This is a genomic window from Pseudomonas sp. ef1, from assembly GCF_007293365.2.
GTDB classification, from domain to species: Bacteria; Pseudomonadota; Gammaproteobacteria; order Pseudomonadales; family Pseudomonadaceae; genus Aquipseudomonas; species Aquipseudomonas siliginis.
On record NZ_CM129815.1, the window covers coordinates 19,216 to 43,152 of the forward strand.

Annotated in this window: 23 protein-coding genes; 17 read left to right on the top strand and 6 right to left on the bottom strand. The window is 56.1% G+C overall.

The window, feature by feature from the left end; translation table 11 throughout:
• Positions 1-113 precede the first annotated feature (113 nt).
• From FEE99_RS00100 to FEE99_RS00150, 11 genes are all read left to right on the top strand, one after another.
• Positions 114-1,340 carry a sterol desaturase family protein gene (locus FEE99_RS00100; protein WP_043241603.1) on the top strand — a complete coding sequence of 409 codons (1,227 nt, stop codon included), beginning with the start codon at positions 114-116 and terminating at the stop codon, positions 1,338-1,340.
• Positions 1,337-1,909, top strand: coding sequence for a hypothetical protein (locus FEE99_RS00105; protein WP_021219115.1), 573 nt, complete (start codon positions 1,337-1,339; stop codon positions 1,907-1,909). Before FEE99_RS00100 ends, FEE99_RS00105 begins: the two co-directional genes overlap by 4 nt.
• Before the next feature lie 81 nt (positions 1,910-1,990).
• On the top strand, positions 1,991-2,698 hold the full coding sequence (locus FEE99_RS00110) for a Crp/Fnr family transcriptional regulator (protein ID WP_043241606.1): 708 nt from the start codon (positions 1,991-1,993) through the stop codon (positions 2,696-2,698).
• Positions 2,699-3,023: 325 nt separating this feature from the next.
• Positions 3,024-3,353, top strand: coding sequence for a hypothetical protein (locus tag FEE99_RS00115; protein WP_042855647.1), 330 nt, complete (start codon positions 3,024-3,026; stop codon positions 3,351-3,353).
• Positions 3,354-3,450: 97 nt separating this feature from the next.
• Entirely contained in the window at positions 3,451-4,419 is a 969-nt protein-coding gene (locus FEE99_RS00120; RefSeq protein WP_092377787.1) for a DUF932 domain-containing protein, read from the top strand.
• Positions 4,420-4,492: 73 nt separating this feature from the next.
• Positions 4,493-5,497, top strand: coding sequence for a YqaJ viral recombinase family nuclease (locus FEE99_RS00125; RefSeq protein ID WP_092377790.1), 1,005 nt, complete (start codon positions 4,493-4,495; stop codon positions 5,495-5,497).
• A gap of 91 nt (positions 5,498-5,588) precedes the next feature.
• The gene (locus FEE99_RS00130) at positions 5,589-6,539 is read left to right on the top strand and encodes a recombination directionality factor (RefSeq protein ID WP_143978929.1); all 951 of its coding nucleotides are present in this window, start codon (positions 5,589-5,591) and stop codon (positions 6,537-6,539) included.
• On the top strand, positions 6,511-7,008 hold the full coding sequence (gene radC / locus FEE99_RS00135; protein ID WP_143978928.1) for a RadC family protein: 498 nt from the start codon (positions 6,511-6,513) through the stop codon (positions 7,006-7,008). The genes FEE99_RS00130 and radC overlap by 29 nt, the downstream gene beginning before the upstream one ends.
• 9 nt (positions 7,009-7,017) lie before the next feature.
• Positions 7,018-7,218, top strand: a complete 201-nt coding sequence (locus FEE99_RS00140) for a hypothetical protein (protein WP_143978927.1) — start codon at positions 7,018-7,020, stop codon at positions 7,216-7,218.
• A gap of 328 nt (positions 7,219-7,546) precedes the next feature.
• Positions 7,547-9,175, top strand: coding sequence for a type I restriction-modification system subunit M (locus FEE99_RS00145; protein ID WP_143978926.1), 1,629 nt, complete (start codon positions 7,547-7,549; stop codon positions 9,173-9,175).
• Positions 9,172-10,464 carry a restriction endonuclease subunit S gene (locus FEE99_RS00150; RefSeq protein ID WP_143978925.1) on the top strand — a complete coding sequence of 431 codons (1,293 nt, stop codon included), beginning with the start codon at positions 9,172-9,174 and terminating at the stop codon, positions 10,462-10,464. The genes FEE99_RS00145 and FEE99_RS00150 overlap by 4 nt, the downstream gene beginning before the upstream one ends.
• A 6-nt stretch (positions 10,465-10,470) precedes the next feature.
• On the opposite strand, the gene FEE99_RS00155 is transcribed toward FEE99_RS00150, so the two are convergent.
• A complete protein-coding gene (locus FEE99_RS00155) occupies positions 10,471-11,145 on the bottom strand; it encodes an RloB family protein (RefSeq protein WP_143978924.1) in 675 nt (224 codons plus the stop codon).
• Positions 11,145-12,416 carry an AAA family ATPase gene (locus tag FEE99_RS00160; RefSeq protein ID WP_143978923.1) on the bottom strand — a complete coding sequence of 424 codons (1,272 nt, stop codon included), beginning with the start codon at positions 12,414-12,416 and terminating at the stop codon, positions 11,145-11,147. Before FEE99_RS00160 ends, FEE99_RS00155 begins: the two co-directional genes overlap by 1 nt.
• Before the next feature lie 132 nt (positions 12,417-12,548).
• Here FEE99_RS00160 and FEE99_RS00165 point away from each other — a divergent pair, with 132 nt between their 5' ends.
• Both FEE99_RS00165 and FEE99_RS00170 read left to right on the top strand, forming a co-directional pair.
• Positions 12,549-15,473 carry a type I restriction endonuclease subunit R gene (locus FEE99_RS00165; protein WP_143978922.1) on the top strand — a complete coding sequence of 975 codons (2,925 nt, stop codon included), beginning with the start codon at positions 12,549-12,551 and terminating at the stop codon, positions 15,471-15,473.
• A gap of 2 nt (positions 15,474-15,475) precedes the next feature.
• Positions 15,476-15,844 carry a M48 metallopeptidase family protein gene (locus tag FEE99_RS00170; RefSeq protein ID WP_143978921.1) on the top strand — a complete coding sequence of 123 codons (369 nt, stop codon included), beginning with the start codon at positions 15,476-15,478 and terminating at the stop codon, positions 15,842-15,844.
• On the opposite strand, the gene FEE99_RS00175 is transcribed toward FEE99_RS00170, so the two are convergent.
• Entirely contained in the window at positions 15,814-16,539 is a 726-nt protein-coding gene (locus FEE99_RS00175) for an inovirus Gp2 family protein (RefSeq protein ID WP_143978920.1), read from the bottom strand. The two genes, FEE99_RS00170 and FEE99_RS00175, sit on opposite strands and share 31 nt — an antisense overlap.
• A gap of 586 nt (positions 16,540-17,125) precedes the next feature.
• Positions 17,126-17,356: a helix-turn-helix transcriptional regulator gene (locus FEE99_RS00180; protein WP_119564297.1), complete on the bottom strand. Its 231-nt coding sequence runs from the start codon at positions 17,354-17,356 to the stop codon at positions 17,126-17,128.
• A 179-nt stretch (positions 17,357-17,535) separates the two neighbouring features.
• Between FEE99_RS00180 and FEE99_RS00185 the strand changes: the two genes are divergently transcribed.
• The 4 genes from FEE99_RS00185 to darG all read left to right on the top strand — a co-directional run bounded on the left by FEE99_RS00185 (position 17,536) and on the right by darG (position 21,455).
• Positions 17,536-19,215, top strand: a complete 1,680-nt coding sequence (locus tag FEE99_RS00185) for a YfjI family protein (RefSeq protein WP_119564296.1) — start codon at positions 17,536-17,538, stop codon at positions 19,213-19,215.
• 483 nt (positions 19,216-19,698) lie between these two features.
• Positions 19,699-19,938 carry a type II toxin-antitoxin system RelB/DinJ family antitoxin gene (locus FEE99_RS00190; protein ID WP_039761862.1) on the top strand — a complete coding sequence of 80 codons (240 nt, stop codon included), beginning with the start codon at positions 19,699-19,701 and terminating at the stop codon, positions 19,936-19,938.
• On the top strand, positions 19,928-20,221 hold the full coding sequence (locus FEE99_RS00195; protein WP_447121746.1) for a type II toxin-antitoxin system RelE family toxin: 294 nt from the start codon (positions 19,928-19,930) through the stop codon (positions 20,219-20,221). The genes FEE99_RS00190 and FEE99_RS00195 overlap by 11 nt, the downstream gene beginning before the upstream one ends.
• A 148-nt stretch (positions 20,222-20,369) precedes the next feature.
• Positions 20,370-21,455 (top strand): type II toxin-antitoxin system antitoxin DNA ADP-ribosyl glycohydrolase DarG, encoded by a 1,086-nt coding sequence (gene darG / locus FEE99_RS00200; protein ID WP_041477704.1) that lies wholly within the window; start codon positions 20,370-20,372, stop codon positions 21,453-21,455.
• Between the two features lie 45 nt (positions 21,456-21,500).
• Here darG and FEE99_RS00205 read toward each other — a convergent pair whose 3' ends face one another.
• On the bottom strand, positions 21,501-22,313 hold the full coding sequence (locus FEE99_RS00205; RefSeq protein ID WP_041477703.1) for a YfaP family protein: 813 nt from the start codon (positions 22,311-22,313) through the stop codon (positions 21,501-21,503).
• A gap of 3 nt (positions 22,314-22,316) precedes the next feature.
• Positions 22,317-23,936 carry a DUF2300 domain-containing protein gene (locus FEE99_RS00210; protein WP_041477702.1) on the bottom strand — a complete coding sequence of 540 codons (1,620 nt, stop codon included), beginning with the start codon at positions 23,934-23,936 and terminating at the stop codon, positions 22,317-22,319.
• Position 23,937 lies beyond the last annotated feature (1 nt).

Sequence of the window (23,937 nt, forward strand, 5' to 3'; positions counted from 1 at the left end):
TCGCCGAGCCGACAAGTGGGCACAGTCAAGAGTGCTAACTTGCCTGGTCGCTGAGTCGCTGAAAGCCATCAGCCGCTCAACTTTCTTGAGTCGAGAGAAAAGGATCGCGCGCAATGAATCTGATCGTGTTTGCCATACCGATTTTTTTAACCACCACCTTGCTGGAAGCATGGCTGGCGCACCGCCGCGGGCTAGCGGCGTATTCCATACCTGATGCCATCAGCAGCTACCAATATGGTCTATTGAGCCAGGTGGTTGGGGCGTTCACCAAGTTGGCGAAACTGGGCGTTTACACTCTGGTATTCGAAGCCTACCGCGCCACGACCTTGCCTAGCGATAGCCTGTGGGTATGGGTCGGAGCCCTTGTGGCCTACGACTTTTTCTACTACTGGCATCACCGTATGAACCATGAAATTGGCTTGCTGTGGGCCGGGCACGTATCGCATCACTCTTCCGAGTACTTCAACCTGGCAACAGCCTTACGCCAGTCCTCGACGAGCGCACTTCTGGGCTGGATATTCTATCTACCGATGGCAGTGGCCGGTGTGCCGCCCAGCGTGTTTGCCGGGGTGTTGCTGATCGACTTGCTTTACCAGTACTGGGTGCATACCGAGGTAATTGGTCGTTTGGGCTGGCTTGATCGCATCTTCGTCACACCCTCAAACCATCGCGTCCATCATGGGCAAAATGACTACTGCATGGACACAAACTACGGGGGCATTCTGATTCTCTGGGATCGCCTATTCGGTACCTTCGCCGAGGAGCGCAAGGACGAGAAGGTCATCTACGGCGTGCGCACACCGTTGCAGAGCCTTAACCCATTCTGGGGCAACATGCATTACTACATTGAGCTCTGGCAGAAATCCAAAGCCACCCCGGGCTGGCGGGCTAAACTTGGCGTCTGGCTGGCACCACCTGGTGGCTGGCACGATGAGGCGAGCGAGCCTTACGAGCCGTCGCAGTTTAAGTATTACGATCCGTGTACACCCGATGCGGTCAAACGCTATGCGGTAGTGCATCAGGTGCTTGCAATGTTGTTCCTCATGCATTTTCTGACGCTAGTCAACACCTTGCCGAAGACCTTACTGGCACTCTACGCCGCTGGCTTTGCCATTTCGGCAATCTCTCTCACGTCACTATTGGAAGGACGTGCCAATGCACGGCGTTTTGAGCAGTGCCGTGTCATAGGACTGGGCATTGCCTTTGCTGCTCTACCTGACTGGTTCGGTTTTAGTATGCCCATCGCACTCAAGCTGATGTTATTGGTTGTAATGCTAGGCAGCGCTGCATGGCTCAGCCGCACTTCCTTCAAACCTGCTGCTTTGTGGACTTCCCAATGAATGCCGATGCCATTTCCGACTTGATCTTGGCTGTGGTTGCCTTTTCCATTGCCTTTGTCCAGCTGCGCCAGCGCCCTGCTCTAGCCATTGGTTGCGGCCTGATCGGCCTGGCGGCAGCGATTGGTACACTGCATTACCAGTATGGTGAGTTGTTCGCCGGCCCACATCGCTTTACCGGCCTGGTTGCCGCCAGCGCAGGTTTCCCGCTGCTGGTCATTGCACTGCGCTGGCCAGATGACTCTGTTGCTCAGCGCATCACGGCCGCAGGGCGCTTCGCGCTCTTGGTTGGGAGCTTCGGGGTGGTGATTAGCGTGTCGGGATTTGACACCTGGCGCATGCTGGTGCCTCTTGGCTCTGTCTTGTTAATCTGTGCCACAGCCTTAGTGACGCGGCGGGTAATGCCACTCGGGGCGGCGCTAGTGTTCATCGTTAGTCTAGCGGCCGGTGCAACCGGTGAAGAGATGCTCGGACCGCTATCTGGCATCCAATGGCTGCACTACTTGCTGTCTTTAGCCCTGCTGCTGCTGCACCGGGATAGGGTGGTGCCGCTGTTAGCTGCGAGCCGTTAATTCGGCTTCCCCTGCATCCCATATCTTGGGAAACTGTCGAATGTGGTTAAGACCCAACATCGATGTTTCCAAGGTTTCCAAATGCAAAACATAGATGACGCAGCCCATCAGACAATCTACCGCCTGCGCGAGGCAGATGACTGGTTCGCAAGCTTGCCGGGGGAAGTGCAAGACAAAATCATCCAGTCTTCCGTATTGCGCCACTATCGCAAAGGGCAGGTGATCACTGCCCAAGGCAGCCGACCGACTGCAGCCTCAGTAGTGCTTGAGGGGCGCGTGCGGGTTTCGCGGCTGCTATTCGAGGGTGAGGAGAAGCTTTATATGATTGGCGAGAGAGGATTTTGGTTCAACTTCCTCGCCCTGATTACAGGCGAAAAGGCCGATGTGGCTGTGATCGCCGATACCAATGTGCAATTACTAATGCTGCCTCTGCAGCAATTCGAGCGAATCCTTGAAGAGGAACCTCTCTATTGCAAGGCAATTACACTTTTTATTGCCAAGCGCTATGCCGCTTTTATGCGGCACTTTGCCGATGGCCAGATGATCGTGCCGCTGCAACGGCTGCGTACAGGTTTAGCAGAACTGTTGTTGCTGCAACCACAGGCAACAGGCTCTGAGGAAGTTATTTTGAATGTTTCTCAGGCGGATTTAGCCTCCATACTTGGTTCTTCCCGCCAGACTATCAACGGGCTGCTAAAACAACTGGAAAAGGCGGGACTGATTAAGATCGGTTTTCGGCATATTCGAGTAATTGATCCAGCTGGGCTTTCTGAGCACGCGGCTAACTGAGCCGGCACTAATCTCGATGTAATTTTCGCAGGGCCGAGTGCATCGCTGTTGATCATGAGTGGACTCACCACCTGACTTCATCAGTACCACCTGACCACAATGCTAGAGGTGAACCGGCCCTATCAATAGCCCCGGCTTTCCTAGAGACCTTTGGGCCTAATAACTGCCCCCGCACGAGGGCCGCTTGGTCACCAATCAAAGACTGCTTTTGGCCGACTCCAGCCAGTTCGCACTCAGTTAGCGCTGCTGAAAAGCAGCCATTCGATTCAAAAAAATCTCAACCACACATTACTGCAATGACATCCGCACCAAAGAGGTTCCCCCCATGTCATTGCAGTGCCCTCGCTGTCACTCCCCCAAAGTCGCTTCGTTCCATCACGCCATGAAAACCGGCGCGGCCATCGGCGCTGTCGGCGGCCTCGCACGCGGCATCAGTGCTGCTCTGGCAGGCGGCAAGGCCGGCGCAGCACTCGGCGTAATTGCCGGCCCTGTAGGTATCACACTCGGCTCGGCATCCGGCGCCATTCTCGGTGGCCTGGTCGGAGGCGTCGGTGGTTGTGCGCTCGGCGCTCAGCTCGGCGAGTCACTCGACCGTCACGTCCTGGCCCACAACCTCTGCCTGATCTGCGGTCATCGCTTCAACCTGCCGACCTGATCCGGCCACCGCTCTCCTCTTCCTTCTCCATCACTGATTGCCGGTGCTGCGCCATGCGCAGCGCTTTTTGCCGGCCTGCACCTAAAGGAAACTCGTCATGGCTCATCAAATCGAACAAATGGCCTACGTTGGCGCTACTCCGTGGCACGGCTTGGGCAACAACCTGCCGCAGAAACAGCCCATCGAAGTCTGGCAACGCGAAGCCGGTATGGACTGGCAGATCCTGGAAAGCCCCGTGCACTTCAAGTCGGACGCCATCGGCCATCTGGGCGCGATACATTCTTTCCCCGAACAGAAGGTGCTCTACCGTTCGGACACCAAGGCACCGCTGTCGGTGGTCTCGCAGCGCTACCACACCGTGCAGCCAAAGGATGTTCTGGAGTTCTACCGAGACCTGACCGAAGTGTCTGGCTACGAGCTGGAAACCGCTGGGGTGCTCAAGGGCGGCCGCAAGTTCTGGGCGCTGGCACGTACCGGGCAGAACGCTGCGCTCAAGGGCAACGACCAGGTGAATGGCTACCTATTGTTGGCCACTTCCTGTGACGGCACTCTGGCCACCACCGCAACGCCCACGACTATCCGCGTAGTCTGCAACAACACGCTGACCATCGCCCTGGACGGCACCAGCCGTGCGATCAAGGTGCCGCACAGCACCCGCTTCGACGGCGATCTGGTGAAGAAGCAGCTCGGCATAGCCGTCTCGCAATGGGATGAGTTTATGTACCGCATGCGCCACCTGGCTGAACGCAAGGTGCAGTGGCATGAGGCGCTGGGCTTCTTTATGAACGTGATGTGCGAGACCAGCCCAACCGGCGCTCTGCCGGAGCAGCTGCCGAACGAGCGCGCTATGCGCAAAGTGCAGGAGCTGTACGAAGGCCGTGGTCGCGGCAGCGAACTGGACTCGGCACGCGGCACAGCCTGGGGCTTGCTCAATGCAGTGACCGAGTACGTCGATCACGAGCGCCGGGCACGCAGCACGGAGTACCGCCTCGACTCTGCCTGGTTCGGCCAAGGTGCCCAGATCAAGCAACGCGCCCTGGATACAGCTCTGCAACTGGTCGCCTGACCTGTTACCCCCCCATAACGCCCGACCCGCTTCGTTGCAGGTCGGGCGTTTCCATTTCTGCAAGGTGAACGCTATGAAAGCTACTTCATTGAATCGCAGCACCAGCAAGTCCCGTCCGGCTCTGCGCTTGGTCAGCACCAAGGAGCTGCCCCGAGAGGATTGGCTGCAGATCCGCAAACAAGGCATCGGCAGTTCGGACGCTGCGGCGGCGGTCGGTCTGAACCCCTATAAGTCGCAGCTGGAACTCTGGATGGAAAAGACCGGGCGCGATGCTGGCATGCCCAAAGCTGATCCTCAGGATGAGGAAAGCCCGATGTACTGGGGCAACGTGTTGGAGCCTATCGTGGCCTGGCACTACAGCAAGCGCACGAAGACTAAGGTACGCCGCATCAACGCCGTGCTGCAGCATCCTGATCCGGAGTTGCCCTGGATGCTGGCCAACATCGACCGCGAGGTGATCGGGGCCGACGATGTGCAGATCCTGGAATGCAAGACAGCCGGCATAAACGGGGCACGCCTCTGGAAAGAGGGCGTGCCCGAGTATGTCCAGCTTCAAGTGATGCACCAGCTCGCAGTCACCGGCAAGCAGGCTGCAGATGTAGCCGTGCTACTCGGTGGCCAGACGCTGGAGATCCACCGTATCGAGCGTGACGAGCAGATGATTGCTCGCCTGATCGAGCTGGAGCGCAAGTTCTGGCACTACGTGGAAACGGATACGCCACCACCGGCTGATGGCACGGCTTCAGCAGAGTTGGCCCTGCGCTGCCTCTATCCGGAGGACAACGGCCTGACCGTCGACTTCAGCAGCCATGCCGGACTGGCCGCAGCCTTCCTTGAACTGAAGACCGTTCGCCAGTCGATTGCCGACAAGGAAAAGCGTGAGGCCGAGCTCAAGCAGATGCTGCAGCAGGCCATGGGCGACGCCAGTCGGGCGGAGTTTTCCAATGGCTACGTCAGTTGGCGCAAAGCCAAGGACAGCATCGGCCTCGATGTCGCTCAACTGCTCAAGGACAAGCCGCACCTGCAGGCCAAGTACCCACTGCTGAAGCCGGGTGCACGGCGCTTCCTGGTCGGCTGAAACCAACCTCATTCATCCCTTCCCTCCCCTTGGCCAGTCCATGCAGTTCGCGCTGCGTGGCTGGCCTTTTTTCATTTCCAGGAGAATTACCATGCTCAAAGGTCTGGCTATCACTCCACCGATACTCGGGCGGATTTCCATCGGTAAGGTCATCGAGAAGAACGGCAAGCGCCTGCCCGAGAAGGATGACCAATTCACCATCACTTCCCAGGTGCAAGGCAAGGACGGCTGGCTACTTCACCCACTCAATGACGAGCTGCGTCAGGGCAAGGACGACAAGCTGCGCAGCATTCCGGTACGCCTGCTGTTCAACGAACCGGAGCTGAATTTCCGAGCCGACTACACGCTGTTCGACCGGCAATCCGGACGCCCCGTCTGCGTGGGCAATGGCGAGACTTGTAAGCGGGTTACCCAGGACGGCATGCAGTCGCTGCCCTGCCCTTCACCGGATGCCTGCCCACTGGCCAAAGGCGGTGCCTGTAAGCCCTACGGCCGACTGAATGTGGTCATTGGTGATGAGGATCCGCTGGGCAGCTTCGTGTTCCGCACCACCGGCTTCAACAGCATCCGCACCCTGGCCGCTCGTCTGCATTACTTCCAGGCCATCTCTGGAAACCGCCTGGCCTGTCTGCCGCTGGAGTTGCGCCTGCGAGGTAAGTCGACTCGCCAGAGTCATGGCACGCCGATTTTCTACGCCGATCTGACGGTACGCAGCGGCATGGACATGGCTGAAGCACTGGTGACAGCCAGCGAACTCGACTCACGGCGTCAGGCTGCTGGCTTCGATCAAGCCGCTTTGGATGAGGCAGCACGACGTGGCTTTGGCAACGGAGCCTTCGAAGACAGCGAGGAGGATGCTAGCGCCATCGTGGAAGAGTTCTACCCCGAGGGTGAAGCACCTGCTGCAGCGCCCACCGTTTCACTCCACCCCACCAAACCCAGCCTGGCTGAAAAGCTCGATGCACAGGCTGCTCGTCAAAACCCATCCACAGACCAAGCCCAAGGAGGCCGCCATGCGCCTACACAAGCTGAAAGCCAGTGACACGACCGGCACCTACCTGGTCGAGTCGCCGGTGACGGAAAACGACATCCTGCTGATGGCCAAGCAACTGGCCAGTCTGCGCCTGCGCAAGGGACGTGCCCTGACGTCGCCTAAGGAGGTATTCAGTCACCTGCAGACGCTGCTGGCTGGCTATGAGCACGAGGTGTTCGCACTGCTCATGCTCGATAGCAGGCACCGGGTAATCACATTTGAGGAGGTGTTTCGAGGGACCCTAGACAGCGCCAGCGTCTACCCACGGGAAGTCGTAAAGATCGCTTTGGAGCACAACGCCGCCGCCCTGATCCTGGTGCACAACCACCCCTCAGGTGATCCCGAGCCCAGCCAGGCGGATCGCACACTCACCACGAAACTGCAGGACGCGCTCAATCTGGTCGGCGTGCGCACACTCGACCATATCGTGGTGGGCAATGAAGGCTGTGTGTCTTTGGCGGAACAGGGCTACCTGTAAGGAGGCGGTATGAAACAGCTAATGCGCACCGTTGCAGCGGTGTTCATATTTGCCGGCATCCTTGTCGGCTGTCTGACGATATTGCTGCTAGTGGTTCTTATGGTGCGTTTCCCGCCTTTACTGATCGCGATGGTGCTAGCGTGCTGGCTTCTCTGTCGACTGAAGACAGCATTCAAACCAGCAATGCCTCGCATTCAATCGCCGCAGTGATTGCGGCAGTTATATCAGCCGAAATTCGCTCACAGCCCAGTCAGGCCATTCTTGCTTTTGAGCTATTCAACAGAGGGAGCAGCGCCTCCCTCTTTTTTTGCTCACGAATGGCACTAAATTCTTGCCTTCGTTTCTACCGCTCCAACGCTGGCGCCAGCCATGTCATTCGGGCTGGTGATACTATCGCGCAAATGACGGTTGGAGCTGCCGCATAGACGCCTCCGACTGAAGACTTGGACCTTCCAATCGCCTTTTATTGCCTGGCAGCAAGCGTTCTCCTCAGAGGCCTCTGTTACTGCCAGTTGTGCGTGACTTGTATAGGAACACCATGACCATTACTCAAAGTACCAGTGACGCTAAAAGCCTAGAAAGCTGGATCTGGGACGCTGCCTGTTCGATCCGTGGTGCACAGGACGCCCCCAAGTACAAGGACTTCATCCTGCCCTTGGTATTTGCCAAGCGGCTGTGCGACGTATTTGACGATGAAATCGATCGGTTGGCAGCGAGCTATGGCTCGCGTGAAATCGCATTCGCGTTTGTCGAAAAAGACGCCAACAAAGACCAGAAAGATCGGCAAGTGCGCTTCTACCTGCCCTTCCGGCCTAAAGATCTGAGCAAGCCAGTGTGGAGCGTGATACGCGAGCTCTCCAGCAAGATCGGCGAGCAGCTGACTAGCTATCTTGCCGACATTGCCCGCTTCAACCCACTGCTCGATGGCATCATCAACCGCATCGACTTCAATGCCACCACCCACGGCCAGCGTGACCTCGATGACGACCGCCTCTCCAACCTGATTGAAGGCATCAGCAAGAAGCGCCTGGGACTGAATGATGTCGAGCCCGACATCATCGGCCGTAGCTACGAATATCTTATCCGCAAGTTTGCCGAAGGATCGGGACAAAGCGCGGGCGAGTTCTACACCCCGGCCGAAGTGGGGCTGGTGATGGCTCGCATCTTGGCCCCCACGCCGGGCATGGAGATGTACGACCCCACCTGCGGCTCCGGCGGCCTGCTGGTGAAGTGTGAGATCGAACTAGACCGCCGCATGCAGGCGGCGGGGCAGACGCAATACGCCCCGCTCAAGCTACACGGCCAGGAGTTCACCCCCGCCACCTGGGCCATGGCCAACATGAACATGATCATTCATGACATGGAGGGCAAGATTGAGATTGGCGACACCATGAAGTCGCCCAAATTCATCGAACACAGCCAGCTCAAACGTTTTGACCGCGTGATTGCCAACCCCATGTGGAACCAGGACAGCAACAGCCTGCCCTACCTGGGCGAGAACTTCTTCGCCAACGACCCCTATGAGCGTTTTTCCGACCCCGGGCACAAGGACGAGCGCGGCAATCCGCGCATCCTCACCGTACCATCCTCCAGCGCCGACTGGGCCTGGATGCTGCACATCCTGCACTCGTTGAACGACACCGGACGAGCTGCCGTGGTGCTGGATACCGGCGCCGTTTCGCGCGGCAGCGGCAATGCCAACCGGAACAAAGAAAAAGAGGTGCGTAAATGGTTTGTGGATCACGACCTGGTCGAGGGCGTGCTCTACTTGCCGGAAAATCTGTTCTACAACACCAGCGCACCGGGCGTGGTGGTCTTCCTGCACAAAAACAAGCCGCAGGCGCAGAAGAACAAGCTGTTCCTGCTCAACGCCAGCCGCTCGTTCAAGAAGGGTGACCCAAAGAACTACATCCCCGACGAGGAAATTGCCCGCATCGGCGACACCTTTGCCGCCTGGCGCGAAGAGGAACGCTTCTCAAAAATCGTCGAAAAGACAGAGATCGTCCGCAACGACTACAACATCTCGCCCTCGCGCTACATCCATGTAGCCGATGACGAGGACTACCGGCCGTTGTCGGAAATCGTTGAGGATTTGCGGGAGCTTGAGAAGGAAGCAGTGATCAATGAGAAAGCACTGATGGCAGTGTTGGCAAAGTTGGGGGTATGAGCATGTTTGCCAATGCTCAGTTGCCCGACGGTTGGAAGCTGACCCCCATCCGTACGGCTTTCAAAACGACCGAAAAGCCACGCGGACTCAGCCCTGCCAACTATGAGTCGGTTCCATTCATACCGATGGATGCAGTTCCGATTGCAGGCTGGGACGTCTACCCACCAGAGGTGCGCCCAGGGAGCGAGATTTCGTCAGGCACCTATTGCGAAGACGGTGATCTGTTGCTGGCGAAAATCACACCGTCATTCGAAAACGGCAAGCAGGCCTTTGCAGCACTGGATGGGGCCAAGTTCGCCTACGGAACAACCGAGGTCATTCCTTTACAGGCCATTCCCGACCAAGGGGTGATCGAGTACCTGTATTCGGTTCTGCTGCATCCAGGCTTACGAGCGTCGCTGGCAGGAAAGATGGAGGGGTCTACCGGGCGTCAGCGTCTCGGCAAAGAGGTTCTGCTATCAACACCTATCCCGATGCCAACGCCCGATGAACAACGCAAAATCGCCCGCGTGCTGGCCACGGTACAGCGAGCCATCGAGCAGCAGCAGGCGATCATCGCCACCACCCGCGAACTCAAGCGCAGCCTGATGCACAAACTCTTCACCGAGGGCTTGCGCGGCGAGACGCAGAAACCCACGGAAATCGGGCTGGTACCGAAGAGTTGGGAGGTGAAGCGCATTGGGGAAATTGCCACGCTGAAGTCGGGCGGCACGCCATCACGTAGCAATGAGTCGTTCTGGATTGGCGGCACGATACCTTGGGTAAAAACCGGCGAGGTAGATTACTGCGTCATCAATGACACTGAAGAAAAGATTACACAGGAAGGGCTGGATGGATCGTCTGCCAAGATTTTCCCGGCGGGAACCCTGCTGATGGCGATGTACGGCCAAGGCATCACGCGGGGCAAGGTGGGCATCCTGGGTGTCGATGCAGCGACTAACCAGGCCTGCGCGGCCTTCTTTCCAAAGGAAGAAGTCCGTACAGGCTTCTTGTATCAGTTGTTCTCGTTCAAGTACGACTACATTCGCAACCTTGGGCACGGCGCCAACCAGAAGAACCTCAGCGCCGACATTCTGAAAACGGTGCAGATCGCGTACCCCAAAGACACGGATGAGCAGGACGAAATCGTGTCCAGCCTCTCGGCCTTGGATGACAAGCTCGCCCTGGCCGAGCGCAAGCGCAGCCACTTTGAGGATTTGTTCAAAACCCTACTGCACCAACTGATGACTGCCCAGCTTCGCGTAAACGATCTAGATCTGGACACACTCGGCGTGCCTCCCTTGGATTGATCGGCCTCAGTCGCGCAGCGTGGTCAGCAGCGCGACTAGTTCGTGCAGAGCGGTGAAGGGCTCAGGCTCAGTGTAGGCATTGAACTGCGCGGCCAATGCCTGCGCCCGCTGCGTTGCCACCTCCAGCCGCTCTCGGCTTGTGGCAAATGCACCACCCGCGCCTTTCTCGTAGCCGGGAATGTGCTGCTTCAAACGGGCCATCACCTCATCGCGGTGGATGGGGTGATGAATATCCTCGTAGTGCAGCAGCAGCCACAGTTCGAAGCTGGGAATGGACGCAATGGCTGTGAATCGAACGCGCTCATTGCAATCATTGCGTAACTTTCCACCAAGCGATGCAGCAAGCGCCAACGCATCAAAATAGCTTGGGTGATCATCACGGTCGAAGACGGCATAAACCTGGTCGAAGCTCCTAGGGCGGATGCCTTTGTGCAAATCACCGCCTTCAAACAGTTGCTGAGCATAACGGACCACCTGAATGGGAGCGGTACCCAGCAGGCCAGGCTGAACCTCCACGTTCGCTGAATGCAGCTGGTAAACGGCACGGATCTCTTCCAAATAGAGCGGCTCGGTCTTGCTGCCTTCGGTCACAATCAAAATCCGGGCATAAGAGGCACGCCGAGACTCTTTGTGTACCTTGCGCGCGAGTTGCCTGGCCTTAGGCTGGTTATCGCGCCCCATCAGTGCTTCACCCCCAGCGACTGATTCCGTAAGAAAGGCAACGCGCCGTATCGTCCTTGCAGATACCCCCGCTCAAACGCCTCATTTTTTCGCGGACTGAAATCGAGCAATGGGTACAACGATGAGCTTTGGTCTGGCCCTTTCTCGACAAACCAGATCTGGTCACGCCGGAAGAGGCCGTAGGCATCGAGCAGCGAGGTGTCGTGCGTGGTGAAAATCAGCTGAGCGCCACCTGTATTGACTTCGACCTGGTGGAACAAGCGCACCAATGCCTGCACCAGCAGTGTATGCAGACTGGTGTCCAACTCATCAACAACCAACGTCAGCCCTTTGTTGAGGATGTCTAGGATGGGACCAGTCAGGAACAACAGATTGCGTGTACCGCTGGATTCATCCATCAAATCGAAAACCGCTTCGCCTTGTTCGGTAACGTGATGGAACCTCACTTCGTCGATCGCTTGCTCACTGGCCTCCTCCTCCCGCTTGCCAGTGGCCAAATCGAAGTGGAAGTTGTGAACCAGGGCTTGCTTGGTTGCCACGTCGATCTCGGCAATGCTGATGTCAGCCGCACGCAGAAAATCGCAGATAGCCTTCCGTTTGGCTTCATGCTTGAGCATCTGCACCGAAAATTGCGGTGACAGGGGGGACTGTTCATTGAAAATCACGAGCCGATTAGCAAACCAATCGAACACCGGACGCAACGCATCACTATTGAGCTGAACAGCCATGGAGAGGAACAAAGCATTCGATCGGGTGGCTCCTTCCCACAAGCTCTTGGCCCCTTTAAGACTGGGACCGAATTCGTATACGTCCTTGCCGCTTTCCGCATCAAATCGGCGCTCGAACCAACGCTGTGGCTTGAACGCTTTGTACACCAGTAGCTGCTCGCTGACGATGCGCTGCGAGGTCATGGCAAAGCCATACTGATAACGCACGCCGTTGAGGATGAAAGTAACCTCAAATTCAGTAGGTTGGCTGGCAGAGCCCACGTCCAGCCGGAAGGGTTGAACTGAGTAGGTCTGGCCTGGCTGGATGACTGCTGCAGACTCCAGCACCACACCACGCATGTACTGCAGAGCCTTGATGAGGTTGGACTTTCCGCTGGCATTGGCTCCATACACCACTGCACTCTTGAGCAAGTGCGGAGCTGCCCTCAGCCCAGTACTGAGAGCATGAGTATCCAGCAGCGTCTTGTCTGTGGACGCCACGAGGCTAAGCACCTGCTCGTCGCGCAGGCTGCGGAAATTCTTGACGCGGAACTCGACCAGCATTTCGCCCACCACGGTATTAAATATCTCTGAACTATGCACCAAAGGTTCAAATAATCAATTTATTTTTGATCTCGCCAAGCTCTACTGATAGCGTGGCAAGCTGAACAGAACTTATCCGAACCCGGAGCCCGCATGGCCATCCCAACTGAGCATAAGACCGTACAGGCACGTATCCTTGAGTATGCACAGGCAATGGGGTGGACCTTTGTGCCCCGCACTGAAGCGGAAATGCGACGCGGGTTCGACAAGTCGCAGACTAAGCCTGCGGACCAAGCCAGAGGGGCCTCTCCCTTCTTCGTTGAGACGCTATTCAAGCAGGTCAAGGAGCTGAACACAGGCTTTGCCGACTCGGCGGAGGAGTTGGCCCGCAAGCTTGCAGCCCTGCCGACCAATATCCGAGGCAATCGCGACTTTCTGCGTGCACTGCGAGGGCAAACTACCTTCTTCGAGCCGACTGAGGCTCGTGAGCTCGACCTGAAGCTGATCGAATTTGGTTACTGGGCCAGCAATCGCTTCGAGGTGACTGAGGAGTACTACTTGCACAACGGCCGCTATGGCAACCGTGCCGACGTGGTGTTCCTGATTAACGGCATCCCAGTTCTGATTATCGAGTGCAAGAACGCCACTAAGGATGAGGCCATCGCACTGGGAGTTGATCAGATCCGCCGCTATCACGGCGAGACGCCGGAAATGATGGTGCCCCCGCAATTGTTCACAGCCACCGAAGCCATCGGCTTTGTCTATGGCGTGACCTGGAACGTCGTGCGTCGCAATCTGTTCAATTGGAAGCACGAAGAACTGGGGCAGCTCGAAGCCAAGATCAAGTCGTTTTGCGACCGACAGAACCTGCTGGGTTTTCTGCAGCACTACATCCTGTTCGCCGAGAAGGAATCAGAACTGCAGAAATTCATTCTGCGCCAGCACCAGACCGGTGCCGTAGAAAAAGTGGTGGAGCGCGCCCACCATCCGGTCAAGCGCCGGGGACTGGTATGGCATACCCAAGGCAGCGGCAAAACCTTCACGATGATCAAAGCTGCCGAGATGTTATTTAAAGCAGCGCAGTCAGAAAAGCCAACCATCCTGCTGCTCATCGACCGCAACGAACTGGAAGATCAGATGGTGCGCAATCTGGAGGCGCTGGGTCTGCACAACGTGCAGCCTGCCACCAGCATCGACACACTCAATGCGCTACTCAAAGATGACTATCGCGGCATCATCGTCTCGACGATCCAGAAATTCCGTGACATGCCGGCCGACCTGAATGCTCGGACCAATATCTACGTACTGATCGACGAGGCCCACCGCACTACACAGGGCGATCTCGGCAACTACCTGATGGCAGGTATCCCAAACGCTACGTTTATCGGCTTCACCGGCACACCCATTGATGCCACAGCACACGGCAAAGGCACGTTCAAGACCTTCGGCATCGATGACGAACAGGGCTATCTACACAAGTATTCAATCCGCGAAAGCATTGAGGACCGCACCACCCTGCCGCTCTTTTATGCCCTGGCGCCCAACGAACTGCTGGTGCCCAAAGAGGTAATGGAGAAAGAGTTCCTCGCGCTGGCGGAAGCCGAAGGCATTGCCGACATCGATGAACTGAACCGTATCCTTGAGCGTGCGGTCAACCTGCGCAACTTCCTCAAGGGGCAGTCACGCATTGAAAAGGTCGCAGCCTATGTGGCCGAGCATTACCGCGAAAACGTTGAGCCGCTGGGCTACAAGGCTTTTCTTGTGGCAGTCGATCGCGAGGCCTGCGCGCTCTACAAGGCTGCATTAGACAAGGTGCTGCCGCCGGATTGGTCGCAGGTGGTTTACACAGGCAGCAACAACGACAGCGAACGGCTCAAGCAATTCCACCTCGCCAGTGAGGAAGAAAAAGCAGTGCGCCGGCAATTCGCCAAGTTCGGCACGCTACCCAAGATATTGATCGTTACCGAAAAGCTACTGACCGGCTATGACGCGCCACTGCTTTACGCGATGTATCTCGACAAGCCGCTGCGCGATCACACCTTGCTGCAGGCTATCGCGCGAGTGAATCGCCCCTATGAAAACGAAGCAGAGGAGATGGTAAAGCCGCACGGCTTCGTTCTGGATTTTGTGGGCATCTTCGACAAGCTGGAGAAAGCGCTGGCATTCGATAGCGACGAAGTATCGGCGGTCGTGAAAGATATCGCCCTGCTGAAGTCCCTCTTCCAGAGCAAGATGAGTAGTGCATCCGCAGCCTATTTACCGCTGGTGCAGCACAATTTTAACGACAAGGATGTCGATGGGCTGATTGAGCACTTCCGCGACAAGGACCGGCGCAAAGCCTTCTTTCGTGAGTACAAAGAGCTAGAAATGCTTTATGAGATCATCAGCCCAGATGCTTTCTTGCGCCCCTTCATTGCTGACTACAGCAGTCTCTCAGCCATGTATGCCGTGGTCAGTCGCGCCTATGCCAAGCGGGTTTATGTCGACCGTGAATTCCAGCGCAAGACCAATGCGCTAGTTCAGCAGCACATCGACACCACGGCGCTAGCACCCGTAGGGGAAATGGTACAACTGGATGAGCACGCTATCGATCAGATCAAGGCCAAGCACTCTGGCGATGAAACTAAGGTGATCAACCTCGTCAAGAGCATCGAAAAGGCAGCCGAGGATGAGTCCGACGATCCATTCCTGGTGGGGCTGGCAGACCGAGCTGAAGCCGTGCAAGAGAAGTTCGAGGACCGTCAGACAACCACACAGGACGCCCTTGCAGAGCTCATCAAACTGCTGGAGGAAAATGAATCTCGCAAGAAGGTACAGGCTGAAAAGGGGTTTGATGGCCTCACGTTCTTTATCTATCGCACACTGCTAGATGCCGGACTGGCTGATGCCGAAGACATCACCCGAAAAATCCGCGAAGCATTCATTGCCTTACCAACTTGGCGCGAGAGCGAAAAGTCACTACGAGACCTGCGCAACAGAGTAACAGGAGCGATATTCCCGGCAGTCAGCGATGTGGACAAGACCGTTGCCATCGTGGACGAACTTTTCAGCCTATTGGCTAAGGCCTACCGGATCTAGGTATGGCTGACGCAGATACGCAACGACTAAAGTTTCGAGGACGGGCAACCCACTGGGCTGAGAGACTCAATGTGGGCTCGCACTCGGTCACACTGCGCCCCATGCGCAACAAATGGGCATCGTGCTCAAGCTCAGGTCGCATGACCTTCAACAGCGAGCTGCTATCTCTGGATGAGGACGTATGGGATTACGTGATTGTGCACGAGTTGCTGCATTTCTTCGTGCCCAACCACGGCAGGCTTTGGAAGTCGCTGATGACAGCCTATATCGGTGACTTCCAAATGGCCGAGAAGAAACTCCGCATTGCAGCCTCAAACCCACCTAGCAGCACCGGAGTTCATTACCCCCTGCTGGTGCCGAAACCTCGCTGACGATCCCCGTAGGACTTGGTCGCTTTCTTACACAGGTAGCTGGCCCGGTGGAACAGATCCGGTAGCTCATCAACAAGAACCTTGTGTTCTGACCATGCAACCTTCCGCATACGGGGATGCCGATCTATCCGATACGTTGGATTGTCGGGGATATGTACCAGCCCGTCGACCTCATGCTTCGACAACCGCAGTGCACTGGCCCATGACTCTTCTATGCGGCTGATCATGTTGACCCTCTCTGAGCCCAGCAGCCCTAGGGTGTAATAGGCATCACGGTTCAACAGGATCAGCAGGTGATAATGCTGCCGGCCTGCCTGACCTATTTCTCTCGACCAGACGTACCGTACTTTGCAACCACGCGAGTAGCCACGCTCAGCCACCCGCTCCTGGTGGTACTGGATCTTCTTCGTAAACGATTCGAAGAATCGGCTGATGACCTGGTTCGTATAGGCGTAGTCAGGTAGCAGGACGCCTTGAGGCAAGTGGAGGTCAACTCTGAAGGCTAAGACCCTCGGATACTCAGCTAATGCCAGGTCTATGGTGCGCTTGAGATCGGACAGGTGCTCACGAATGAAAGGCCCCTTGTCACGCATCAAGCGGAAGCCCTCAAAGGTGTCGTCGTAGTGAAGATGCAGATTGGTATTGGCTGGATGACGAAGCGGGTAGCGTTGGATGGTGTCGGTATCGTTGAACATGGTTATGACCTCTCATGGTTGAGTTTCATAAGCCATGCCTGCGGAGTTTTAATTTACTGGATACATTTCCCTGCCTGATCACCCTCGACTGGATGCTCGGTGACGAAGCTCATCCGCGACGAATGGGTAGCTGGTCTCCCGTGGTGAACTGATCGTGTTGCTTGGTGGTTGGTAGATCCCCCGGATAATTGCCCCTTCAGATAGTGCTTCAGTGCCAGATGATTAAGCCCCTCCAGGTACATGGGATCTGGTCGGTGAAGCTTGCTACTGCACGGTTAATGAGGCAAGAACCCTTCGGGTAGGAATAGCTAGTAAAAGCATACTACCCACACCGCAACTGACAGCTCCGGCTGGCTCGGAAAAATCCACACTGCGCACCAAGCCGCAACGGCATTTTTTGCTGAAGACGTATTCCGGACATAAACCAGACCAAAAGCCCATGGAGACCGATGCCTAGCCAGAGTCTGCCGGATCGATGGGGAGCAACATTGCTCCGGCTTTCTGAAGATCGCCGAGCAGCCAGAATCAGGCAGCCGGCATAAGCGCCATGACCAGCTCCGACTGGTCATGGCACAGGTGGTCAGTTCTAGCTAGCCATGCTCAGGTGGCCGGTGGGACGTACTGCAGTACCCTCGGCTTGGTCACGCTCCTCGATCCGAGCCAGGATCCAATCGTGCACCTCGCTATCGACCCAGCCGACGCAGCGGTCGCCCAGCGATACCGGTTTCGGGAAGGTGCCTTCGCCGATGTACTTGTACAGGGTCGACCGAGACAGGCCGGTCGAGTCGATGACTTCTTTCAGACGGATGATTCGCATGAGCAGGCTCCTCTGTATGGCTCAGAAGATGTGCTGAGACGGTAAAAAAAGACCGCAATACGCCTCTCCTGAACCAGGTGCATGCCGCTCACAGACTCGTGGCTCTGAAAATATCCACAGCTTGTAATTAGAAAAACCTGCTATTTTTGCGATTAATAGCAGAAATAGCAGGTTTTAAGATGATTGAGGAAATTGAAAAAAATCAACCCTGGACTAGCCCTAACCCATCAATGGACGAACAAGGTTGGCCCCACTTTAGCGAGCACAGCCTCTTTGAGGCCGCAGTGGGGGAATCAGCGCGAGAGCATCAAGTCTCTCGTGAAATGGCGATGATGTGCGCCCTAGGTGCCATTGCCACGGCCTGCCAAGGCCTCGTTGACGTAGAAATGCCAACCGGACATAGAGTGCCAACCTCATTGATGCTCCTAACCATTGCGGAGTCTGGGGAGCGAAAAACAGTTACACAGAACTATTTTTTTGAGGCCATCACCAATCTAAATGATGTCGCACATCGCACAAATGAAGCCGCCTTACTTCAGCAAAAAGTTGATCATCAGCTGTGGATCACACAAAAAAAGCACCTAGAGCGTGCATTTAACAAATGCGCGACCCAAGGGGATGAGGCTGCTACACATGCAGCTTTAGAGGCAGTAGCTGAGCACCTAAGAGCTGAACCACAACCAGTTCGATCTGGAAAGTTTTTGTACGAAGACACAACCCCACAGGCTCTCGTACAGATGCTCTACGAGAATATTCCACATGGCTGTTTATTAACGAGCGAAGCAAGCAGTATTTTTAGCGGGAAAGCCTTAGGAGAACTGGACAAACTCAACACGCTGTGGGACGGCGGCAGCGTGAAGGTTGACCGAATATCAAGGGATAGTTTTGTCCTACAGAATGCTCGCCTTACTCTTTCATTAATGGCTCAGCCGAATGTAATTAATCGATTCATGAGCAAGCGCGGCGAAGAGGCTAGAGGAACTGGATTTTTAGCTCGATTCTTAGTCGTAAAGCCTCGCACAATGGCTGGACACCGAACAAACCAAAAACTATCCAAGCTATCTCGTAAGAAAGCCTTCAATACCCGCATCCAAGAACTTTTGACTTCAGAATCATCATCAGAAAGACAAGTACTGCAATTCTCAGAACAGGCAAAAGACTTCTGGTTTATGTGCAACCAATACCTTGAAAAGCAGATGCAGGAAAACGGATTATATTATTACCTCAAAGATCACGCCTCAAAGCTACTAGAAAACACTAGCCGACTAGCAGCCACACTGCATACTTTCGAACGAAAAAACAATAGCGATATAGAAATAGATATCTTCACATTAAAGTTTTGCTGGTATTTTACCCAAAACTGTTCAAAGCACTTTATTGAGCACCTAGCCAACGAACCGCAAATCGTCACAGACACAAACCTCCTTGCGCACTTCTTGCTTAAAACCGCTTACAAGCGCGACCTTCACTCACCAGACCCCGAAACTGAAAGCAATCGAAAATCGGACCCTAACCGAATCAAAGCTAGACCAGTGCAACCAGGTGATCTGATAATCGGCGTGGAAACTATTTTCACACTATCCCAAGTTAAACAGTCTGGGCCAAGCGTACTAAGAGGTCGCGCTAATTCTGAGCGACTATATTCAGCAATTGATCTACTTATCAAGCTGGGGCACGTCAAAAGGGAGAGAAGTCACTTCAAGTTCAGAGAATCAATCCTTCTTAGCACCGGAGAGCCTGAACTAAAAAATGGCCAAATCATTACAATCAAGGAGCTACCGCTATTTTGCGAGCAGGAATTTGTTCAAGAAAATAACTCGCCTCACCATACATCGGGCTATCGCATCAAAATTAGTTAAAAAACTAATTCCAAGATAACCCATTCCAAGGGAAAGATTTTTTGGAACACAATTAACGCTACGTTATAACATATCATAAAAACCATAATACACCTGAGCGAAGACCCGGATTTAACGAACAGGCACCCGAGTTTTTCTCTGAGAAGGAGTCTGAAGCTAACAGGAATGCCGAGAAGCCAATGCGCGAGATCCAAGAGGCAATCAGGGCAGTCGAAGCGAAGTGTAAAATGATAAGCCATAGGAACATCTGAGCCCACTAGGGCAGCGACCCGCATCAGTGTGGGTCAAAGTGTGGGTCCCAACAGCAAGCAGAAATAAATTACTTTAAAATCAAAAGCATATTTAATAAGAATACCGGCCACAAGCCGGCTTTTTAATGCCTGCAAAAAGGCTACGCCTACCGTCCGGAACTTGAATTCTCACTTGTCGAGAACGCGATCCCCTTGTTACCGTAACGACAACCGTCATTACAGGTATCCCATCATGGCTTCCATCAACATCCGCATCGATGATGATCTGAAACAGCGCTCATTCGCAGAACTCGAAAAGCTCGGCGTCACGCCGTCGGAGCTTCTGCGCCAAACCCTCCAATATGTAGCAGAGCGAGGCAAGTTACCCTTCAAAGCGGCGCTGCTCAGTGAAGAGGATGAAGCGCTGATTGCCGTAGTCACCGAACGTCTCGCATCCCCTCAGCGGGTCAAGGTGAGTCTGGATGACTTATGAGCTTGAGTTTGATCGACGTGCGTTAAAAGAGTGGAACAAGCTGGGCGATACGGTTCGCCAACAGTTCAAAAAACTGGCTGAGGTCTTGGAGAATCCTCGAATCGAAGCCAATCGGCTTCGCGAGCTACCAGACTGCTATAAAGTGAAATTGAAAAGCGCCGGTTATCGCTTGATCTATCAGGTACTTGATCACGAAATCCTGGTGTTCGTGGTCGCCATAGGCAAACGTGAGCGGGAGGCAGCCTACGAGGTTGCGCAAGATCGCTTGCCATCCCGGACCTGATTTCGAAACATCCCATTTGCCGGACGCACGCCGCCGAGGTGCAAGTGCTGATCATTTGTAAAAAGTACAACGCGTACACCCTCAGAAGCAGACGTCGCACCCAGAGCCTGACGTTGCCTGTCCATGCGCGTCCCAAATGGTATTTCCAATGATCAGATTCACCCAAGGCAACCTGCTGGAAGCCAAAACAGAAGCCCTCGTCAACACGGTGAATACCGTAGGCGTGATGGGCAAGGGCATCGCATTGATGTTCAAAGAGCGCTTTGCGCAGAATTACCGCGTGTATGCAGCGGCGTGTAAGGCCGGGGAAGTAGAAACCGGCAAAATGCATGTGACTGCCACCAACGAACTCGACGGCCCTCGCTGGATCGTGAATTTCCCCACCAAGCGCCACTGGCGGTCGCCGTCGCAGATGGCATGGATCACCGAGGGTTTGCATGACCTGCGGCGGTTCCTGCTTGAAAACGATGTGAAATCCGTTGCGGTTCCACCGTTAGGTGCTGGTAACGGCGGTTTGAAGTGGCCTGAAGTCCGTGAACAGATTGTCGAAGTGTTGGGAGATCTCGATGCTGATGTCTTAGTGTTCGAGCCGTCCAATCAGTACCTGAATGTCGCCAAACGCGCGGGCGTAGAAAAGCTCACGCCAGCCCGAGCGCTTATCGCCGAACTGATTCGTCGCTACTGGGTTTTAGGCATGGAGTGCAGTCTGCTGGAGATTCAGAAGCTCGCCTGGTTTCTTGAGCGCGCTATCGAGCAGCTGCCAGATACCGAGAACCCTCTGAACCTGAAGTTCGTCGCACATAAATATGGCCCATACGCCAACCGGCTTGAACACCTGCTTGATAACCTCGATGGTAGCTATCTGCACTGTGACAAGCGCATCAGCGATGCAGGCATTAATGATGTGATCTGGTTTGATCAAGATCGCAAAGCGTTTTTACAAACGTATCTCAAGACTGAGGCCAAGGCATATTCGCAAGCGTTGGAACGTACGGCGCAACTGATTGACGGTTTTGAGTCGCCATTCGGTATGGAGTTATTGGCCACGGTCGATTGGTTGTTGAGCCAGGAAGGGGTATCTGCGACTGTTCCAGCGCTACGCGAAGCATTGAAGCATTGGGACGGTGGCGCCGGTGCTGCGGCTCGCAAGAGTAAACTGTTCGATGATCAGGCCCTTGATATTGCGCTCAAACGCCTGACATCCAGTCCTTTCCGGCCTGGATTAGCGGCCTGAAAGACGCTCGATAAAATTGGGCAGCAACCTGCTGCCCAATTTCCGTCACGGATAACTGAACGACTTCACCAACGTCAACTCCCCCGCCGTCCGCATCGGCACTACAAACGTCTCCATCTTTTCGCTCGGCGTGCCTTCTTCAGTAATCACCGTCACCTGCGCGGTCGTCAGCGCCTGCACCGCTTCATCCCCACCTTCGTCATCCCCGCGATACCCGCCGCCGTAATAATTCACATACACCAGATACTGCCCCTTGATCGGCGCGGGCATGGCGGCGATTTCCGGGCCGTAGCCGGTGGTGACGTCGACGTCGAGGGCGGCGCCGTTGTCGGCGCTGCGGTTGCCGTACCAGATGTGGGCGCCGTCGGGGGTGATCAGGTGCAGGTCGAGGTCGGTGCCGTCGCTGTCCCAGGCCAGCAGGACGCGCAGTTTGGCCGGGGTGGAGCCGCCGCGGGCGTTGAGGAATTGCGTGCGGTGGCGTTGCTGGCCGTCGGCGCTGCGCACTTCGACGCTGTTGCTGCCGTTGGGGAAGGAGAACGGGCGATCGAAGCCGCCGGCGGGGTCGATTTTCAGTGGCATGCTGACGCCGTTGACGATCAGGCGCCCGGGTTCGTTGTTCTTCGGCACGGCTTTGATCTGGCCGCTGATTCTGGCGGTATTGGCCTGGCCAAGCGGTGTGTTGACCGACGAGGCCGGGTAGTTGACGGTCTGGCGAAAGCTCTCGCCCTCGCCTTGCGGTGCGCCGCTGCGCCAGCCGCCCACCGGGGTGTCGAGTTTGACGCCATCGGCGGCGAACGCTTGCGGCAGCACGTTGAGGGCACAGAGCAGCAGCAAGACCTGTGGATAACGGAGTGTCATGGTCTATTCCAGCAAAAGGTGACGGGCGAGCCCTTCGATGTAGGTTTCATCCTGGCCGTTGGGGTGTGCTTCGAAGGCCAGGTGCAGATATTCGTGGGTCAGATCGAGGCGATCCTGCAGGCTCAGCACGCCGCGCACATAAATGCGCTGACGCTCGCGGTCGACGAAGGGCCGGCCGAAGGCGAGTTTGCACACGGCGAAAGTGCTGACTTCGTTGTAGCCGGTTTCGCTTTCGAGCCTCGGACGCCAGCCGCGTCGCTGCTTTTGCAGCCAGTCTTGCGCGGCGGGTAATGCTTCGCAGGAGGCGACCGGGTTGTCCCAGCGGCTGAGGCTGGCGCGTGGATAGGCGTGCAGCAGAATCGCGTCGTAGCGCTGGCCGGCGTTCGCTTGCTCGACGGCTTGCTGCCAGGCGAGTTTGTCTGGACCGGGCTGGTCGGAGTGATAGGTGACGGTGCTGCCGGCCAGTACCAGATCCGCCGTCCACGCCGCCATGTTGCGTGACTCGGCCGAGGCTGGACGCGGGGCGACGCGTTGGCGATTGCTGCTGTCGTCGATGCTCAGACAATCGCCGTTGCGCGTGGAGTTTTGCAGCAGATAGGTGCGGATCGCTACGGCCAGCGCCTTGGCGGCTTCGGCGGGTTGCGATTTGGCTTCGCGCTCAAGGACACGGGCGACATATTCTTCGCGATCAAGCCTTGCGACGAGTTTGTCGTTGAGCAGAAACAATTCGCCGTCGCTGTGGATGTCCAGCGCGTTGCCGTTGGCGAATTCGACGCGGTAGTCGCCGCGCAATGGCCCGGACGTGGCAACACGATCGCCGGCCAGAACTTTCGAAACCGGGTATTTCGAGAACAGCCCGACTTCCACACAACGCCCCGCGTCCGCTGGCCACGCCGTCGGCAACACGCTGGCCAGCGCCTGAGCGTAATGGCGCAGAACCATTTGACTGGTACCGCGTCCACCCGCCCAGATCGGTGCGCCGTCGGCGGTCCAACCGGCGAATCCACCTTGCCGCGATAGTGCATCCTGGTCGCCGAGCCAGCTCCAGGTTTTCACCCGCAGGCGCCCGCCCAACTCGCCGACGACATTGCCATCCGCCGCGTTCAGCACGACATCGAGCAGCACGCGGCGCGTCTGATCCTGCGCTGGCAGCAATGCCAGAACGCTCAATAACTCGGCAACCGAAACCCTTGTTGCCGGTTGCACGGCTGGCAAATCCAGCAACCACGACGGTGCCTGCCGCGCCTGCCAATACGCTCGCCAGTCCGTCGCTGCAATGCCCAACCGCGCCGGTTCGAAGTACAGACCGCAGGACTTCACCAGTGCCTGATCCCGCTCGATCTTGCCGCCCGCCGAGCAGCAATAAACTTCTTCTTTGGACTGCCCGCGACATTCATAAGCCGGCTCCCGCGCACCGGTATCCACCAGCCAGGCGTAGACGAACAACTTCCACAGACTGCCCAGCGGCGCATCCAGCGACGCTGGCAACGGTTCGCGCTTGATCAGTTGCGTCTGATTCAACGACAACAACTCGCCCTGATAGGCCACGCGCAACGGCTCGTCCTGCGCTGTCGCCAGCGCAGGCATCACACCCATCAGCAGCCACAACAGCGGCCGGCGCATG